13 protein-coding genes are annotated in these 16,380 nt (G+C 75.3%); 8 read left to right on the top strand and 5 right to left on the bottom strand.

The genetic code is table 11. The features are described from left to right. Window positions 1–69 precede the first annotated feature (69 nt). Both OP04_RS05490 and OP04_RS05485 read left to right on the top strand, forming a co-directional pair. The gene (locus OP04_RS05490; protein WP_051797127.1) at window positions 70–345 is read left to right on the top strand and encodes a hypothetical protein; all 276 of its coding nucleotides are present in this window, start codon (window positions 70–72) and stop codon (window positions 343–345) included. 33 nt (window positions 346–378) lie between these two features. Further along, window positions 379–834 carry a MerR family transcriptional regulator gene (locus tag OP04_RS05485; protein ID WP_033338343.1) on the top strand — a complete coding sequence of 152 codons (456 nt, stop codon included), beginning with the start codon at window positions 379–381 and terminating at the stop codon, window positions 832–834. On the opposite strand, the gene OP04_RS05480 is transcribed toward OP04_RS05485, so the two are convergent. Continuing rightward, window positions 811–1,572: a lysophospholipid acyltransferase family protein gene (locus OP04_RS05480; protein ID WP_033338472.1), complete on the bottom strand. Its 762-nt coding sequence runs from the start codon at window positions 1,570–1,572 to the stop codon at window positions 811–813. The genes OP04_RS05485 and OP04_RS05480 overlap by 24 nt on opposite strands. A gap of 108 nt (window positions 1,573–1,680) precedes the next feature. Here OP04_RS05480 and OP04_RS05475 point away from each other — a divergent pair, with 108 nt between their 5' ends. Continuing rightward, a complete protein-coding gene (locus tag OP04_RS05475; RefSeq protein WP_033338342.1) occupies window positions 1,681–2,061 on the top strand; it encodes a VOC family protein in 381 nt (126 codons plus the stop codon). A gap of 28 nt (window positions 2,062–2,089) precedes the next feature. Further along, window positions 2,090–3,019, top strand: coding sequence for a helix-turn-helix transcriptional regulator (locus tag OP04_RS05470; RefSeq protein ID WP_033338341.1), 930 nt, complete (start codon window positions 2,090–2,092; stop codon window positions 3,017–3,019). On the opposite strand, the gene OP04_RS05465 is transcribed toward OP04_RS05470, so the two are convergent. Next, entirely contained in the window at window positions 3,016–3,678 is a 663-nt protein-coding gene (locus tag OP04_RS05465; RefSeq protein WP_033338340.1) for a response regulator, read from the bottom strand. The genes OP04_RS05470 and OP04_RS05465 overlap by 4 nt on opposite strands. Continuing rightward, window positions 3,663–6,194: a sensor histidine kinase gene (locus OP04_RS49180; RefSeq protein ID WP_051797126.1), complete on the bottom strand. Its 2,532-nt coding sequence runs from the start codon at window positions 6,192–6,194 to the stop codon at window positions 3,663–3,665. The genes OP04_RS05465 and OP04_RS49180 overlap by 16 nt, the downstream gene beginning before the upstream one ends. A gap of 96 nt (window positions 6,195–6,290) precedes the next feature. Between OP04_RS49180 and OP04_RS05455 the strand changes: the two genes are divergently transcribed. After that, window positions 6,291–7,217, top strand: a complete 927-nt coding sequence (locus tag OP04_RS05455) for a CPBP family intramembrane glutamic endopeptidase (protein WP_085066251.1) — start codon at window positions 6,291–6,293, stop codon at window positions 7,215–7,217. Here the strand turns inward: OP04_RS05455 and OP04_RS05450 are convergent. Beyond that, window positions 7,196–7,723, bottom strand: a complete 528-nt coding sequence (locus tag OP04_RS05450; protein WP_033338339.1) for a helix-turn-helix transcriptional regulator — start codon at window positions 7,721–7,723, stop codon at window positions 7,196–7,198. The two genes, OP04_RS05455 and OP04_RS05450, sit on opposite strands and share 22 nt — an antisense overlap. Continuing rightward, window positions 7,720–10,449, bottom strand: a complete 2,730-nt coding sequence (locus OP04_RS05445) for a helix-turn-helix transcriptional regulator (protein ID WP_051797124.1) — start codon at window positions 10,447–10,449, stop codon at window positions 7,720–7,722. Before OP04_RS05445 ends, OP04_RS05450 begins: the two co-directional genes overlap by 4 nt. A 318-nt stretch (window positions 10,450–10,767) precedes the next feature. Between OP04_RS05445 and OP04_RS05440 the strand changes: the two genes are divergently transcribed. The 3 genes from OP04_RS05440 to OP04_RS05430 are packed head-to-tail and all read left to right on the top strand — an operon-like array spanning window position 10,768 to window position 16,303. Further along, on the top strand, window positions 10,768–12,420 hold the full coding sequence (locus tag OP04_RS05440) for a dynamin family protein (protein ID WP_063746545.1): 1,653 nt from the start codon (window positions 10,768–10,770) through the stop codon (window positions 12,418–12,420). Further along, on the top strand, window positions 12,417–14,342 hold the full coding sequence (locus OP04_RS05435) for a dynamin family protein (protein WP_051797123.1): 1,926 nt from the start codon (window positions 12,417–12,419) through the stop codon (window positions 14,340–14,342). The genes OP04_RS05440 and OP04_RS05435 overlap by 4 nt, the downstream gene beginning before the upstream one ends. Beyond that, complete coding sequence (locus tag OP04_RS05430; protein ID WP_033338338.1) at window positions 14,339–16,303, top strand: hypothetical protein; 1,965 nt, start codon at window positions 14,339–14,341, stop codon at window positions 16,301–16,303. Before OP04_RS05435 ends, OP04_RS05430 begins: the two co-directional genes overlap by 4 nt. Window positions 16,304–16,380: the final 77 nt, after the last annotated feature.

The raw sequence follows: 16,380 nt of genomic DNA, 5'->3' as shown, positions 1-16,380 counted from the left end.
GTCGGCCAGGCGCTCTCCCGGCGTCCCGCCGCGCAGCGCGCCCGGCCCCTCACCGGGAACCCGCGGGCGGTGCTGCCGACCGTCGCCGGCATCCTCGTCGACCTGGCCTGGTGGCTGGACACCCGTGGGGACGGCACCATCGCGCCTCCGCTGGCCGCGGCGATCCTGGAGGACATCGGCGCGGATCTCCAGCGGCTCTCGCCCGCCCAGCGTGCCCGGCTGATCGAGGCGCTGACCGCGCTCGCCGGCGCGGAGGAGCACGACGGACGCCGCCACCAGCTGCTCGTCTTCCCCGCCGCCATGGGCCTCGTGGAGACGACCCCACCGGGGCGAACGCGATGTTGACCTCAAGCGCTTGAGGTGTGTGACGCTGGCCGGATGGACGTGTTCACCATTCAGACCGCGGCCCGGCGCAGCGGCATGAGCGAGCCGACGCTGCGCTACTACGAGGAGGTCGGGCTGATCGGTCCGATCGACCGGGACGCCCGCAGCGGACACCGCCGCTACCGCATCGAAGATCTTGACGCGTTGGACGTGCTGTCATGTCTGCGCGCGGTCGGCGTGGGTATCGAGGACATGCGCACCTACCAGGCCAACCGGGCCCGGGGCGGCGCCGCGGCCGAGCAGCGTGACCTGCTGCTGCGGCACGCCGCGCACATCGAGGACGAGATCGCCGCCCAGTACGCGCGCCTGGCCTACCTGCGGGAGAAGGCCGCGCTCTGGGACGCCCGTGACCGCGGCGACACCGTCGCGGAGGCCGAGATCAGCCGCCGGCTGCCGGACGTGATCGCGAATCTTGGCGTTTTCGACTCATCCCGGACCGCGTCGGTGTGACCGTGACGCATCCGCCGGCCGCGTCGGGTCGTGGTGCCGCGGCCGGTCCGGCTCGTCCGCGCGCAGCGGCGCCAGCGTCGCCGTGATCGCGTCGACGATCCGGTCCGTGGCCCGCTGCGCGTCCCCCGGTGTGTCCGCACGGAGACCGCCGAGGTCGACCGGTGCACCGAAGGCGACCTTGGCCACCGGCCGGCGCCGCAGGTCGTGCAGGAGGGCGCGCGCGTTCGCACCCAGGTCCGCGGTCTCGTAGGGGATCAGCTCGTGCCCGCCCCACTGCGCCACCGGCACGACCGGCGCCCCGGTGGCGAGCGCGAGCCGGGCCGCACCGGTCTTCCCGCGCTCCGGCCACATCCCCGGGTCGAGGCCGATCCGCCCCTCCGGATAGATCAGGATGACGGAGTTCTCCCTGAGCGCCTGTGCCGCGTCGTCGAGCGCACGGGCGACGGTCGCGGTGCGCCGGTCCACCCGGATCTGCCCGGACGCGCGCATCAGCGACCCGAGCACCGGCGTCCGGAACACCCCGCCGGTCGCCATGATCCGCGGCGCGATCCCGGCCGTGTGGCAGGCCGCCATCATGACCGCCGGATCGACCGGGCTGATGTGGTTCGCCGCCAGGATCAGCGGCCCGCGCCGCATCTCCTCCGGCACGCCTCCGACGACGCGCAGCCTGGCCGTCACGCCGATGACCCCGCGGGCCGCGAGCAGCAGTCCTCGCCAGAGCGGCGGCGCGTTCCACATGGTGGTGTCGGTCACGTCAAGATCTTGCCAGCTTCCTGCCGCACGGACGCCCAGGGCCACCCCGATGTGATTGACCTGAAGTGAGGTTCAGGTCGGAGGATCGACGGCATGATCGCTGACGCGCACCTGCGGATCGCCCGGCCGGCACGAGACCTGGAGGCGACGGCGCGGTTCTACACCGAAGGACTGGGGCTGGAGGTGCTGTTCCGGAAGGAGGGCCTGATGATGGTGGGGGCGCCGGGGGCGCGATGGCATCTGGAGCTGGTCGCGGGAGAGACCGTGCCGTCCCCGACCGAGGAGGATCTGCTGGTGCTGTACCTCGACGGGCCGGTGGACGACGCGCGGCTGGTCGCGGCCGGCGGGCGGAGGGTGGCGCAGGGCGAGTACTGGGATCGGTGGGGCGTCACGGTCGCCGACCCCGACGGGTATCGGCTGGTGCTGAGCACGCGGGCCTGGAGCAACTGCACGCGTAACCGGGGCGTGGCGTGAATCGTTGGGAACGGCGGGAGGCACGCCCATGCCGACGATCTTCGAGTCCACCGACCTCGACGCCGCCAGCGACATGATGCGGCGGACCTACGGGACGGTGCGGATAGCGGCGGCCGGGGACCGGCACGGGGTGCGAATAGACCGGGACGTCGTCGGCGCGACCGAACTGCACCTGATCGCCTTCGCGATGCGGTTCGACGCGTCCGCGCCGCCGCTGCGCACGCTCGTGGTCGGGCGGGTGGCGGCCGGAACGGTCACCTACCGGGACCGGCGGCGGTGTGACCACTACGGGACCGGCGACGTCTACCTGATGGGGCAGCCGCGCGAGGGGTACGACACGCGCGTGGACCGGGCCGGCGTCGAGTTCGCCCGGATCTCCCCCGCGCTGATCAACCTGATCGCGGAGTCGGAGAGCGCGACCCCGGTGCGGTTCACCGGGTACCGGCCGATCGACGCGGCGGCGGCACGGCTGTGGGCGCGCACCTACGCATTCGCGCGGGAGAACGCGGTCACGGCCGCGACCGAGCCGCTGCTCGCGGACAGCGTCAGTCAGCTCCTGGCCGCGACCGCCCTGTCGATCTTCCCGAGCACGGTGCTGCGCGACCCGACGATCGAGGACCGGCACGACGCGCACCCGGCCATGCTGCGGCGGGCGATCGCGTTCATCGAGTCGTACGCGGACCGGGAGATCGGGCTGGCGGACATCGCGGCGGAGGCGCGCGTGACGATCCGGGCGGTGCAGCTGGGGTTCCAGCGGCACCTGGCGACGACACCGCTGGCGTACCTGCGCCGGATCCGGCTGGCCCAGGCACACCGGGAGCTGGCACTGGCCGCACCGGGCGCGACCACGGTGGCGGCGGTCGCGGCCCGGTGGGGGTTCCTGAGCCACAGCCGGTTCACGGCCCGCTACCGGGACACGTACGGCTGCACACCCTCCCAGACGCTGCACCGACGCTAGGAGCGGCGGGGACGGACCAGGCCCACGTCGTACGCCAGGATGGTCGCCTGGACCCGGTCACGGACGCCGATCTTCGCGAGGAGCGCGTTGACGTGCGTCTTGACCGTGCCGACCCCGACGCCGAGCCGGTCGGCGATCTCCGCGTTGGACAGGCCCTCCGCGATCAGCGTCAGCACGTCGCGCTCGCGCGGGGTCAGCGCGGCCAGCTCGGCCGGCGGCGGCGTCTGCGGCACGTGCCCGGACGCGAACGCGGCGATCAGCCGGCCGGTCACCGCGGGGTCGAGCAGCGCCTCGCCGGCCGCGATCACCCGTACCGCGGCCAGCAGCTCGTCCGGGTCCGCGTCCTTGAGCAGGAAACCGGACGCGCCGGCCCGCAACGCCTCGAACACGTACGCGTCCAGGTCGAACGTGGTCAGGACCAGCACCTTCGGCGGGTTCTCGGCCGCGGTGATCAGCCGGGTCGCGGCCAGGCCGTCCAGGCCGGGCATGCGGATGTCCATGACGACCAGGTCCGGGCGCAGGCGCGCGGCGGCGTCGACCGCGGCCGCACCGTCGGCGGCGGTGCCGACCACGTCCAGGTCGGGTTCGGCGTCGATGATGGCCGCGAATCCGGCCAGCACGATCGGCTGGTCGTCGACCACGATCACACGGACGGCGATGACGGCACCTCCTGGTGTGCGGCGGTCAGCGGGAGCCAGATCTCGGTCTCGCCGGCCGGGTGGACGGTCATGGCGCCGCTGACCGCGTCGACCCGGCCACGGAGCCCGGCGGCCGTGCGGGGGTCGGTCAGCGCGGGAATCCTGTTCAGCAGGATCCGCAGCCCGCCGCTCACCCCGACGACGATCTCCAGCGGGCCGCCGGGCAGAGCCAGAGCCGCTTCGACCAGGCGGTACGCGGAGACGTCCACGCCGGGCGGGAGCGCGGGAACCGGCGTCGCGTAGCGCAGCATCACCGGACGGCCGGCGGCGCGCTGCGCCTCGCAGAGCGCGCCGATCTGGGCGGCGGTCGGCTGGGGCGAGGTCTCGGGGTCATCGGCGCTCGCGCCGCCACGAAGGCTGCCGAGCAGCTCACGCATGGCGGCGAGGGTCGCGCGCGCGGCGACCAGGACGGCGTCGAGGCGGGCGGCGGTATCCGTGGACCGGACCTCCGGCGCGCCGGCATCGGCCCGCATCCGGTCGGTGCCGGACGCGGCGGACAGCGACGGCGCGCCGCCGGTCGGCTCCTCCGCCGACCGGGCCGCGCCCACCGGTGGCCGCCCCGCGAACGACCGTTCGGACATCGCCGCGGCCTCCGAGCCAGCCGCCCCGGGCCCTGCCGCCGCCAGCACCTCGTGCGCCCGCGCCAGCACGGTCGCGCGCAGCTCCGCCGCGATCCGCCACCGTTCCGCCAGGGCCTCCCCGTCCGCCGAGGCTGCCGCGGCCGCGACCACGTCCCGCTCCCGATCCTGCAACCGGGTGCGCCGCCGTCGCCAGGAGGCGCCGAACACCCAGGCCGCGACCAGCGGCCCGACGACGAGCACCCCGGCCAGCACCGCGACGAACGCGCCCGCGAGCACCAGCTCGGCGCGGCCGTCACCGCCCGGCCCGCCGGTGGGGTCGGCCGCGGCAACCTCGGGCGCGCCGCCCAGCCCGACCGTCAGTCCGATCACCGCGGCGGTGCCGGGTGCGGCCAGCCAGGTGAGCGCGGGCAGCCCCCGGCCGTGCGCCGCGATCGCGTACACCGCGTAGATCTCGGCGAGTCCGGCGACCATCAGCGCGAGCAGCAGACCGGCCGGGAGCAGGCCGGCCACGCACAGCCCGGCCCAGCCGAGCAGCACGGTGAGCGTGGCGGCGAGGACCGCCCACGGGGCCCGGTGCGCCCAGATCAGCGGCACCGCGTGCAGCGTGAGCACGCCGCCGGTGGCCAGCAGCGCGCCGGGTCCGTGCGTCGGCTCGACCAGCAGCACGCCGATGCTGCCGATGGCGAGCAGCAGCGCGATCAGGCTGTCGGTCACGTATCCGCGGACCGACGCGGGCCGGACCTGCCACGCGCGTTTGAGCCGTGCCGCGGGCGCGGCCGGCGGGAGCCGGGCCGTGACCAGCCAGCCGCCGTCCGGGGCCGGCCCCGCGGTGAGGGTGCCGCCGAGCTGTTCCGCGCGAGCGCGGGCGCCGGCCAGGCCGCTGCCGGAGCCGACGCCGTCCGCGTCCGAGGCGCGGGTCGCGGGCCCGTTCGCGACGGACACCTCGACCGCGCCCGCGACCGCGCAGACCCGGATCGTGACGGGGCCGCCGGGGGCGTACCGGACGGTGTTGGTGAGCGCTTCGCGCACGATGGCGAACGCGGCCTCCGCGACGGGGCCGGGCACGTCGCCGAGGGTGCCGCAGTCGACGGTGACCGGTTGTCCGAGCCGCCCGGACTCGGCCGCGAGCCCGGCGACGCGGGTGGGCAGGTCACCGGTCGCGTCCGCGCCCCGCATGACCGCCACAAGATCGAAGAGCGTGTCGAGGGTACGCCGTGCCGCCTGCGCCGAGAAGCCCAGCGCATCCGCCGCCAGCTCCGGCCGGGTCGCCGCGAGCCGGGTCGCCGCGGTCACGGTGACCACGATCGCGGTGAGGTGGTGCGCGCTCACGTCGTGCAGCTCACGGGCGAGCCGGTGCCGCTCGTGCAGCGCGGCCCGCGCCCGTGCCGCCTCCGCCTCCGCCAGCCGCTGCCGGGCCCGCGCCCGCCCGCGCCGCCACACCTGCCGCCGATGCCCGAACAGCGCCACGAGCGCGGTCCCGAGCGTGTCCGCCGCGACGAGCAGCACCACCCCGATGCCGCTCTCCCCCTGGTAGTACCCGGGGGTGAACGCGTTCCCGATCCCGGTCGCCACGGTCAGCAGCACGGTCGCGGCGAGCGTGGTCCGCACGCCGGTCCAGGCCGCCACGGAGAACAGCGCGACCAGCGGCGCCGCGGTGAGCAGGTCGACGGGCGAACCACCGAGCTGCCCCGCCATGACCGCGGCCCAGACCACGGCGAGCGTGGTGACCGGCCGGACCCGCCGGAACCCGAGCGCGAGCGCCACGACCGCGGTGACGGCCAGCGCGACCGCCACGACCGCGGGCGGCTGACGGAACAGTGCCGGTCCGGGCCACACACCGAGCTGCACGGCGGCGAATGCCGGCGGCAGCAGCCAGTCGGTGCGCTTCGGGGTCATCGCCGCACATCGTAGGGCCGCTCTACCCAGCGATATAGCCAGGGTTCGTGTTCACGGCCGATGAGCCGCCCGCGCGCGGCCGGGATGCTGGAACACATGACGACGACGCTGGACAGCGAACACCGCGACAACCGTGAGATACGCGAGACAGAGGCCGTTGCCTACCACCGGATCGCGCGCACGGCACATCACCGCTGGTGGTGGCCGCTGGCCGGCACGCTGCTCGTCATGGTCGGCGCGGTGGTGGCCGCGCTGGTGCCCTACATCGTCGCGGGCGTCGCCGGCAGCCTGCTGGACCGGCCGGTGGACGCGGACGGCTGGCCGGTCCTGGGCGACGAGGCGGACCTGGCCGTGAGCCTGGCCGGGCTGGGCCTGGTGATCCCGGTGGTGCTGCTGGTCGCGCGGTGGACCCAGCGTCGCCCGGCCGGGACGGTGTCGTCGGTGGCGGGCCGGCTGCGGTGGGGCTGGCTCGGCCGGTGCGCGCTGCTCGCCGTACCCCTGGTGGCCCTGATGTATGTGATCTTGTTCTTTGTCCCCGGTGAGGACGAGGGCCTGGCCTGGGTCGGCTGGGAGCGCTTCGCCGTCGGCGTGGCCGTGGTGCTGGTCCTGGTGCCGTTCCAGGCCGCCGGCGAGGAGTACGTGTTCCGTGGCTGGCTGGTGCAGGCGTTCGGGTCGTGGACGCGCTCGCCGTGGCCGGGGATCGTCGTCTCCGCCGTGCTGTTCGGGCTGCTGCACGGCTACGGCACGCCGTGGGGCATGGCGGACCTGATCTGGTTCGGCATCGTCACGGCCGTGCTGACGATCCGCACCGGCGGTCTGGAGGCGGCGATCGTGCTGCACGCGGCCGGGAACACGGTCGCGTTCGTGGTGGCCGCCGCGGCCGGGATGCTGGCCTCGGAGGAGACCGCCACGGACGCGGGCGCGCTGCTCACGATCGCGGACGTGACGATGGTGACGCTGTACGCGGCCGCGGTCCTGTGGCTGGCCCGCCGTCGCCGCGTTCAGTCCTTGCTCTCCAGGTAGGCCATGACGGCCTCGCGGGTGCTGCGGACGCCGAGGAGCTTGCGGGCCTCGGCGATCCGCCGGTTCGCGGTCCGCAGCGACATGAACTCGGAGGCGGCCGCGGCCGCGATCGTCTCGCCGTTCGCGAGGCGTTCCAGCAGCGCGCGCTGCTCGGGCGCGAGCTGTTCGACGGTGCCGGTCTCGGGGACGGCCGGGGTCTCGGTGTCGCGGCGGACCGGGCCGAGCCGGGACAGGTCGCCGATGAGCGCGTGGCCGGTCTCCCCGGTCGCGTCCGCGATCGCGACCACGCCGGCGCCGCGCGCGGCCGCGAGCACGACCAGCTGCACCGTGTCCAGGTCGGGGACGCGGCCGAACAGCACGAGGTTGTTTCCGGTGACGTCCCAGCCGGCCTCGGGCAGCGCGAAGCCCTCCCGCGTGGTCCAGCCGTCGCGGGCGAGCCGCCGCAGCACCACCGTGGCGTCGGTGGCGCTGGGCAGCACGTACCGGGGCGTCTCCGGAAAACTCACGACGCCAGCGCCTCTCGGACGCGCACCGCCGCCTCGGTCCGTGTTCGGGCGCCGAGCTTACGCATCGCGGACCGGATGTGGGTCTCGACCGTCTCCGCGGACACGCCGAGCTGCCCGGCGATCCGGCGGGTCGGGTCACCGGCCGCGACCAGGCGCATGACCTGCTGCTCGCGGGCGGTCAGCTCGTCGCCGGCCCGGGGACCGCGGATGTCGCGGCGCACGGAGTGGCGGCGCAGCGCCCGCTGGGCCCGGCCGCGCAGCACGACCAGCCCGGCGCGTTCGGCCAGGTCCTCGGCGGCGAGCAGCGCCCGGACCGCGAGGTCGGACTCGTCCTCGTGCAGCCCCTGCGCGATCAGGCAGCGGACCTGCTCGCGCAGCACCACGCTGGACCAGGCGGACGCGGACGCGGCGAACGCGGACGGCGCGGCGGACGGCGACGCGGCCCACGCGGACAGCGTCTGATGGATCGCGGTCGGGCCGCCGGCCGCGGACTCCAGACCGGTGGTGTCGATCGGGGCGCCGTCGAGCGCGGCCCAGCGGGCGGTGATCCGGTGCAGGCCGGACAGCAGCGGGATCCGGTCGGTCTCCGGGTCCCAGTCGCCGGCCCGGTCCGGCTGCCCGTCCAGCCAGGCGATCTCCGCGGCGACCCAGGCCGCGACCGGCGTACCCGGGGCGGCCTGGAGGCGGGCGCGGGCGGCACCGAGCAGCCCGGCGTCCGCCTCGACCAGGCCGGCCGCGGACGCGGCGTAGGCACGGGCGAGCGCGGGCAGCGACCGGTCCATCAGGTCCGCGGCGCGGTGCACGACCAGGTCGGCCAGGACCGGCTCGATCTGCGCGGGTACGGGCGGCGCGACCGGGACGGTGGCGACGCCGCGGACCGCGTGGCCGGGCTGCGGGAGCCCGGCGCCGAACGCGGGGATGGCCGGCATGATCGGCGGGGCGGCCTGCACCTGGCTGGGGACGGCCGCGACCGCGTGCCCGCGCAGCGCCGCGCACCACAGGCCGGCCGCGATGAACCGGGTCTGCCAGCTGTACGCGAGGTCGGTCTGGCAGGCGCCGGCCGCGACCTGTGCCAGGTGCGAGGCCTCGGGCAGCCGCCCGTCCGCCGCGAGCGTCTCGACGAGCACCCATGCGGACCAGCGGGCGGTGAGCGCGTCCCCGGCGTCCCCGGCGGCGGCGGTGGCGGACGCGAGCGCGTTCTCCCAGCCGTAGGCGCGCCGGGCCGCCTGGACCGCGGCGAGCGCGGCCCGCAGGCCGGTGTGGGCGGGCTGGTCGCCGTGCCGGGCGACGACGGACGCGGCCGTGCCGACCGCGAGCGACGGGTCGTCCGCGAGGTCGGTGAGCAGCAGCACCCGGTCGCGGGCCGCGGACAGTTCCGGGGCGAGCGCGGTGGGGACCGCGGCCGCGCTGTGCCGGGCGCCGTCGAGGTCGCCGGCCTGCAGCAACGCCTCCGCGCGCAGCACCATCGCCTCGACGACGGTGGGCCCGGACGCGATCGTGTGGGCGAGTGGCGCGAGGACGTCCGCGGCCGCGGCGGGCTGGCCGGCGGCGAGCGCGGCGCGGGCGGCGGAGACCCGCACGTCCGGCTCCGGGACCGCGCCGGGCAGCCGGCAGGCGAGCAGCAGCAGCTCGGCGCGCTCGCCGGTCCGGGACGTGGTCCGGGCGGCGGAGACCGCCATCCGGTACGCCTCCGCGGGTTCGCCGGCCGCGGCCAGGTGCCGGACCGCCTCCCGCGGCGGGACGAGCCGGGCCAGGCGTCGGTGCAGTCCGGTGCGGGCGTCGGCGTCGAGCATGCCGGCGGCGACCTCGGCCACGTACGGCGAGACGGCCGCGACCATGCCCAGGTCGGACCGGGTCGGCCGGGTTGTCGCGGATACGACAGAAAGCGTGCCGGTGATCGACTCGACCGGGTCGCCGGCCGGGATCGCGGACGGCAGCGACACGATCAGCCCGTTGTCGGCGAGCTCCGCCGCGCCGGAGCCGAGCAGCCGGGCCGGGGCCGGGCGGCCGAGCAGGCCGAGGGCGGCCATGGCGGTGCGGGCCGGCCGGTTCAGGTCCGCGAGCGCGTTCGCGACGGCGTAGCGCAGGTCACCGGCCTCGTCCGGGCTGCCGGGCGTGCCGGTCTGCTGGCTGCGGCGGGCGAGCGCCTGGCAGGCCAGCGGCGATCCGCCGGCCTGGGCGACGACGGCGGCGACCGCGGCCGCGTCCAGGCCGGGGGCGACCTGGGAGACGATCGCGGTGGCCTCGGCCGAGGTCAGCGGCGGCAGCGGCAGCCAGGCCGCGGACGCCTCGCGCAGCGCGGACGCGACCGGGCCGGGGATGCGGTGCGGGGTCCGGACCGCGATCACGACGCGGGTGTGCGCGGCGATCAGCGGCAGCGCGGCGAGCGTGGCCGGGTCGGCCCACTGCATGTCGTCCAGGACCAGCAGGCCGCCGCGGACGCGGGCGCGCACGGCCTCGGCCAGCAGCGGCGCGTCGTGGCCGGGCAGCCGCACCCGGACGGCGCGGGTCAGCGCGAACGCGGGCGAGTCGGCCAGCACGGCGAGGCCGCCGCCGGTGAAGACCGGTCCGGCGAACGCGTCGCCGAGCAGTTTCAGCAGGCGGCTGCGGCCGCTGCCGGGCCCGCCGGTGACCACGACCAGGCCGGGCTCGCTGAGCGCTTCCTGTGCGCGGGTCAGGACATCGGGTGTCCCGGTTACCGCGCGTGGATCGTCCGGTGGCAGCATCAAGTGCGTGCTGGCCCGCTGTGATGACTCTGTCTCGTGCAAGGGTCCTCCCCCACCAGGCTCGCTGCCGCCGCGCCCATGCTGCCGGTTGCACGGTGGCACGAACATGGGATCCTGCGCCGGCAGGATATTCGTACCGTAGGGCCTAATAGTCTTGGGCCACGCAACTAGAGGGTGTCACAGACGCTCTTCACCGTTTCGCCGGGAGGGATTGACCAAACGATGGTTAGCAGTGCCATTGTGGCCGAGAAGACGGGCGGCTGACCAATCGTGGTGCAAGGTCCCCTCACCCAACGCGTCGCCGCTCTCTGTGACGAAGTGGGTCCTCGTCTGTCACCGGCCAGCGCTCAGCAGGTTCTCGCGGTCCGCCGCCGTCTCGACGAGGCGCTGCGGGTCGCGGTCGCCGGCCGCCTCAAGGCCGGCAAGTCCACGCTCGTGAACGCGCTCGTCGGCCGCCGCGTCGCACCGACCGCGGTCGGTGAGTGCACGCGCGTCGTCACCCAGTTCCGGTACGGCACCGCCGACCGGCTGGACGTGGTCCGCCGCGACGGCTCGCGCGTGTCCCGGCCGCTGGAGGAGTCGGGCATGATCCCGATGCAGCTCGGCGTGCCCCGCGAGGAGATCGCGTTCGTCGACGTGACGCTGACCAGCGACCGGCTGCGCGACCTGACCGTGGTCGACACGCCCGGTCTGTCGTCGACGAACGAGTCGATCTCGGCCGCGTCCGAGAAGTACCTGACACCCGAACAGGTGACACCGCACGATCCGGCCGCGCCGCTCGACGACGACCTCGACGACGACTCCGTCGCCGCGGTCTCCGGCGCGGAGGCGGTCCTCTACGTGTTCACGCAGGCCGTGCGCGCGGACGACATCGCGGCGCTGTCGACGTTCCAGTCGATCTCGGCGCGGCTGTCCGGCAACCCGATCAACTCGATCGGCCTGTTCAACAAGGTCGACAAGCTGGTCGTCGGCGGCGCGGACCCGTGGCCGGTCGCCGGGCCGCTCGCCTCCGACCAGGCCGGCGTGCTGCGCCGGGTCGTGTCCGAGGTCGTGCCGATCGCGGGCCTGCTCGCGGAGACCACCGAGGCGGGCCGGCTCACCGCGGCGGACTGCGAGGCGCTGCGTACCCTCGCGGGCCTGTCGCAGACCGAACGCATGGTGCTGATGGCCTCGGTCGACCTGTTCATCAACCGCGACTGCCCGGTGCCGAAGAATCAGCGGGAGCGGCTGCTGAGCCTGCTCGACCTGTACGGGATCGGGTTCGCGCTCGCCCAGTTCGCCACCCGCCCCGACCTCGGCTCCGGCGAGCTGGTCCGGCTGCTGCTGCAGGCGTCCGGGTTCGCCCGGCTGCGCAACACGCTCGACCAGGCGTTCCGGTGGCGCACCGACGCGATCAAGGCCGCGTGGGCGCTGTCGAGCCTGGAGCGCCTGGCCGGTCACGCCGCCGCCCAGCAGGACCGTGAGCTGCTGCGCGACGCGATCGAGCGGGTGCTGCAGCAGCCGGAGTACCACCGGCTGCGCCTGCTCGAGGCCGCCCAGTCGGTCACGTCCGGCGCGGTCGCGCTGCCCGAGCAGATGGAGCGCGAGCTGACCCGCCTGGCGCTGACCACGGACGCGGCCTGGATCCTGGAGATGCCGCAGGCGCACGTGGAGCAGCTGGCCCAGGCCGCGCTGTCGGCCGCGAACCGGTGGCGGGTGTTCGCCGTCGCCGGCGCCAGCCCCGCCCAGGCGCGCGTCGCCCAGGTCGCGCACCGCGGCTTCTTCCTGCTCGCCCAGCAGATCCGTGGCCAGAACTCGGCGCACCCGGTCTCCGGCGCCGCCGCCGGCCTCGGCTGGCAACAGCAACCCCCACCCCCACAGCCACCGGGGTACGGGCGAGCGCCCGGCCCCTACACTCCCGGCTACCCCGGGGCACCCCATAATCACGACGGCCGGGGAGGCTACCCCGCAGGCCACGGAGGCTACCGATGACGGCACCCGCGAAGTCCACCGCGGCAGAGGCGGTGCAGGCGCTCGCCCGGCAGCTCAACGCGACCGCGGACGGCGCGCTGGCCTACCTGCGCTCCGTCGAGCCGGACGCCGCCGCGGACCTGGACGTCCTGGCCCGCCGCGAGTCGGACAAGCCCGCGATCGTCATCGTCGGCGAGACCAAGCGCGGCAAGTCGTCCCTGGTCAACGCGCTGATAGGCGCGCCGGGCCTGTCCCCGGTCGACGTCGCGGTCTCCACCTCCGCCTACCTGGAGATGACCCACGCGCCGACGCCGCAGGCCCGCGCCTGGCAGCCCGGTCACGAGAACCCGGTCGAGATCGGCATCGAAGGCCTGATCAACTGGGGTACGGCCGGTGGGCGCCTGCCCGAGGGCGCCCGGCCGCCGCGCCGGATCCAGATCGGCTACCCGTCGCCGCTGCTGGAGCACCTGACGCTGATCGACACGCCCGGCACCGGCGGCCTCGACCCGAACCACGCCGAGGTCGCGCTGGCCGCGGCCGAGCAGGCCACCGCGCTGCTGTTCGTCGTGGACGCGTCCTCGCCGCTGTCAAAGCCGGAGCTGGACTTCCTCATCCAGGCGTCCAAGCGCGTCAACCTGGTCATGTTCGCGCTGACCAAGACGGACGCGTACCCGGGCTGGCGCACGATCCTGGCCGACGACAAGGCGCACCTGAAGACGCACGCGCCCCGGTTCGGCGCCGCGCCCTGGTTCCCGGTCTCCGCCCGGCTGGCCGAGACCGCGGCGCAGATGCCGGCCGAGGTCGCGGCCGAGCTGGCCAAGGAGGCGCGCATCGACGAGCTCGCCAAGGCGCTCAAGCAGGTCGCCGGCCGCCGCGGCCTGCTCGACCGGGCGAACCTGTTGCGGGCGATCCGCTCCGAGATGGTCCGCCGTGACCTGACGCTCGGCGAGCAGATGACCTCCACCGACCCGGACCCTGCGGACGCGGCCAAGGCCAAGGAGCAGCGGCAGCAGCTGGCGGCCCGGAAGCGTACCGACTCCCGGCAGTGGTCCCTGGCGCTGAACACGCACGTGCAGCGGGCCCGGGTGGAGTCCACCGGCGGGCTGCGCACCGCGCTGTCCGAGCTCCAGGAGGACTACCTGGGCAAGATGGACAAGTACAAGCGCAACGAGCTGGAGGCGCTCCCGCAGAGCGTCGACACCGCGCTGCACGCCGTGTCGGTCAAGCTGTCCGCGGACATGCAGCGCCGGTTCCGGCAGGTCGGCGAGGAGGTTCTCTCGCACGCGTTCCCGCCCCGGGAGCTGCAGCACGTCCTCGGCCGTCTCAACGCCCAGCTCGGCCACGCGCTGAACACCAAGCCGCAGCGCGACGCCGGCACCGACAACGTGATGGTCGCGCTGTCCGCCGGCGGTATCGCGATGATGGCCGGCCGGGGCGCGATGGCCGGTGCGTCCGCGCTCGGCGCCGGCGCGGTCATCGGCGGCGGCCTGCTCCTGCCGGTCGTCGGCGTCGGCATCGGCCTCGCCGCGGGCGCGTTCATCCTCTACAAGCGCCGCGTCGCCGGCGACCGTCAGCAGGCCAAGGTGTGGCTGCGCGAGGTCATCGGCGAGTCCCGGGCCGCGCTCACCGACGAGATCGCGCACCGCTTCACCGACCTGCAGTACGCGCTCACGCTCGCGCTCGACGACGCCATCGAGCGCCGCCTCAAGGAACTCGACGAGCACATCGGCAAGATCGACCAGGCGCTCGCGACCGACAAGGCCACCCGCGCCAAGAAGAAGGCCGCGCTGACCGCCGAACGTGACGCGCTCCGCGCCCGCGTGAAGCAGGTCGACGAGGTGCTCGCGAAGACCCGCGGCCTGGCACCCAGCTCCGGCAGCGCCGCGGTCAAGCCCGGCGCCAAGGCCCCCGCCACCGCACCCGCCTCTGGAGGGACCGCATGACCGACCAGGACTGGCCCGGCGGCGAACCGCCGGAGGACGACACCACCGGCGACGTCACGGGTCCCGGCGGTCCGCTGTTCTCGCACTCGCCGTTCGAGTCGGACGGGCCCGCGTTCGAGGAGCCGCCCGCGTTCCCGTACGACGACGATGCCGTGTCGCCGCCGTCGGCGTCCTCGTCCTCGCCGGAGGCGGACGGGGACGCGGTGCCGGCGGAGGAGGGTTTCGGGGCCGCGCCCGCCTACAGCGAGGACGACCCGTTCGCGGCGTCGGCCGGCTCCGGCGCGGGCGAGTCCTACGAGTACACGGAGGGCTTCGGCGCGGCCGATCCGTCCGACGACGCCACGGACATCCCGGGCCCTTCCGGCGCCGACGGTGCCGGGGTTCCGGCGGCCGAGGGTCTCGGCGACGCGCAGGACCCGGCCGGGGAGACGCCGCCGGTCGACGGCGACGCGACGGACGCGGGCGACACACGTCCCGGGCTCGGCGACCAGATCGGCTCGTGGGCGTCCACGCCCGGCGATCCGTCGCTCGCGGACTCCGGCGACGAAGGCCTGGGCACGCCGCCGGCCGAGCCGGTCGTCCCGGCTGAGCCGTCGCTCGACGCCGACGGGAGCGCCGCGGAGGCGGCTCCCGGCACGCCTGACCTGACTGAGCCGTCGGCCGGTGACGGCGACGACGCGAGCGACGCCGACCCGTCACTCGACGCCGGGGACGGTACCGGCGACGAGGTTCCGGATGCGGCCGCTCCGGTCGACTCGGCTGTCCCGCCGCCCGCTGGTGAGCCCGTGGCTTCCGAGCCGTTCGACGCCGACGTGGACTCCTCCGGCGCCGGAGGCGGCGCGGCGGCCCCGGGCGCGACCGAGGGCTTCGGTGATGCCGGCACAGGCGACACCACGAGTGCCGCAGACGCAGCCGACGCGGGCGACACCACGGACGCGGCCGGCTCCGCGGCTGCACCCGATGCCGCTGACAAGGGCGCCACGGACGCGGGCACCGAGGGTGCGAACGCCGACGGTGCGGGCGCCGGTGGCGAGGCCGTCGGTGACCTGATCCAGGGCGTCGGCGACAGCCGCGCGAGCGAGGACGCCGCCGCGGGCACGGATTCCGGCGACGGGGCCGGTCCCCTCGACGCGGACGCCGGTAACGAGGGTGCCTACGCGGGCCAGCCGGCCGACGCCGCCGAGCCGGCCGTTCCCGCGGAGCCCGTTCTTCCCGCGGAGCCCGTCGAGCCGGTCGCTCCTCCCGCGGGTGCCGACGACGACGTGACCGATCCTGCCGCTCAGGTTGATGTGCCGGCCGCGCCCGGCCCGGATGCCGCCGGCGAGCCGGACTCGGTTCCCGGGACCGCCGTCTTCCCCGGCATCCCGTCGTTCCTGGGCGGCTCCACCGGCCCGGACGACGCACCGGATCCTGACGACGCGACGGATCCCGTGGATTCCGGCTCCGGCCCTGTTGGCGACGCCGACGCGGTGCCGGCCCCCGGCGAGCCCGTCGTCCCGGAGCCGGAGACCGGCCTCGGCGAGGCCGACGCTGACGCTCAGGCTGACGACGACGCCGGTTTCGACGCGGATGAGGAGCCGCCGCTGTCGGAGGAGGACTTCGGGGCCACGCCGCCGGTCGGTGTGGATCCGGATCTGTCGGATCACGGGAGCGGGGCGGAGTGGGATCTGTTCCCGCCTGAGCTGGGCCTGGAGATGCCGGATCCGGTCGACGGCTGGCCGTGGGTCGACCCGGACCTGCTCGGTGACCTCACGGTCGCGGATCTGACCGGCGTGCTGTCCCCGGCCGACCTGTCCGCCTGGATGGACCCGGTCTCCGGCCCCGATGACACGGTTCCGGCCGGTGACCTGCTCGACTACGCGGGCGCGGGCGACTCCGCCGACCCGTGGACCACGTTGCAGTCCTCCGAGGACCCGGCCACGTCCGCGCTCGCCCGCTGGTGGGCGCCGCCGTCGCTGTGACACCCGCGCCCGCGCCGCCAAAAAACTTGCGCGTCCCGCATCTTTGCGGGGCGCGCAGTTTTGCGGGGCGCGCAGTT

The sequence above is a fragment of the Catenuloplanes japonicus genome, assembly GCF_000717135.1.
GTDB classification, from domain to species: Bacteria; Actinomycetota; Actinomycetes; order Mycobacteriales; family Micromonosporaceae; genus Catenuloplanes; species Catenuloplanes japonicus.
The sequence above is the reverse complement of the archived record's forward strand: the minus strand, read 5'-3'. Positions and strand labels throughout refer to the sequence as shown.

Excerpts from the sequence above, each read along its gene's own strand:
- OP04_RS05485 (WP_033338343.1), top strand. The coding sequence starts at position 379 with ATGGACGTGTTCACCATTCAGACCGCGGCCCGGCGCAGCGGCATGAGC.
- OP04_RS05480 (WP_033338472.1), bottom strand. The coding sequence starts at position 1,572 with ATGTGGAACGCGCCGCCGCTCTGGCGAGGACTGCTGCTCGCGGCCCGC.
- OP04_RS05475 (WP_033338342.1), top strand. The coding sequence starts at position 1,681 with ATGATCGCTGACGCGCACCTGCGGATCGCCCGGCCGGCACGAGACCTG.
- OP04_RS05470 (WP_033338341.1), top strand. The coding sequence starts at position 2,090 with ATGCCGACGATCTTCGAGTCCACCGACCTCGACGCCGCCAGCGACATG.
- OP04_RS49180 (WP_051797126.1), bottom strand. The coding sequence starts at position 6,194 with ATGACCCCGAAGCGCACCGACTGGCTGCTGCCGCCGGCATTCGCCGCC.
- OP04_RS05455 (WP_085066251.1), top strand. The coding sequence starts at position 6,291 with ATGACGACGACGCTGGACAGCGAACACCGCGACAACCGTGAGATACGC.
- OP04_RS05445 (WP_051797124.1), bottom strand. The coding sequence starts at position 10,449 with ATGCTGCCACCGGACGATCCACGCGCGGTAACCGGGACACCCGATGTC.
- OP04_RS05435 (WP_051797123.1), top strand. The coding sequence starts at position 12,417 with ATGACGGCACCCGCGAAGTCCACCGCGGCAGAGGCGGTGCAGGCGCTC.
- OP04_RS05430 (WP_033338338.1), top strand. The coding sequence starts at position 14,339 with ATGACCGACCAGGACTGGCCCGGCGGCGAACCGCCGGAGGACGACACC.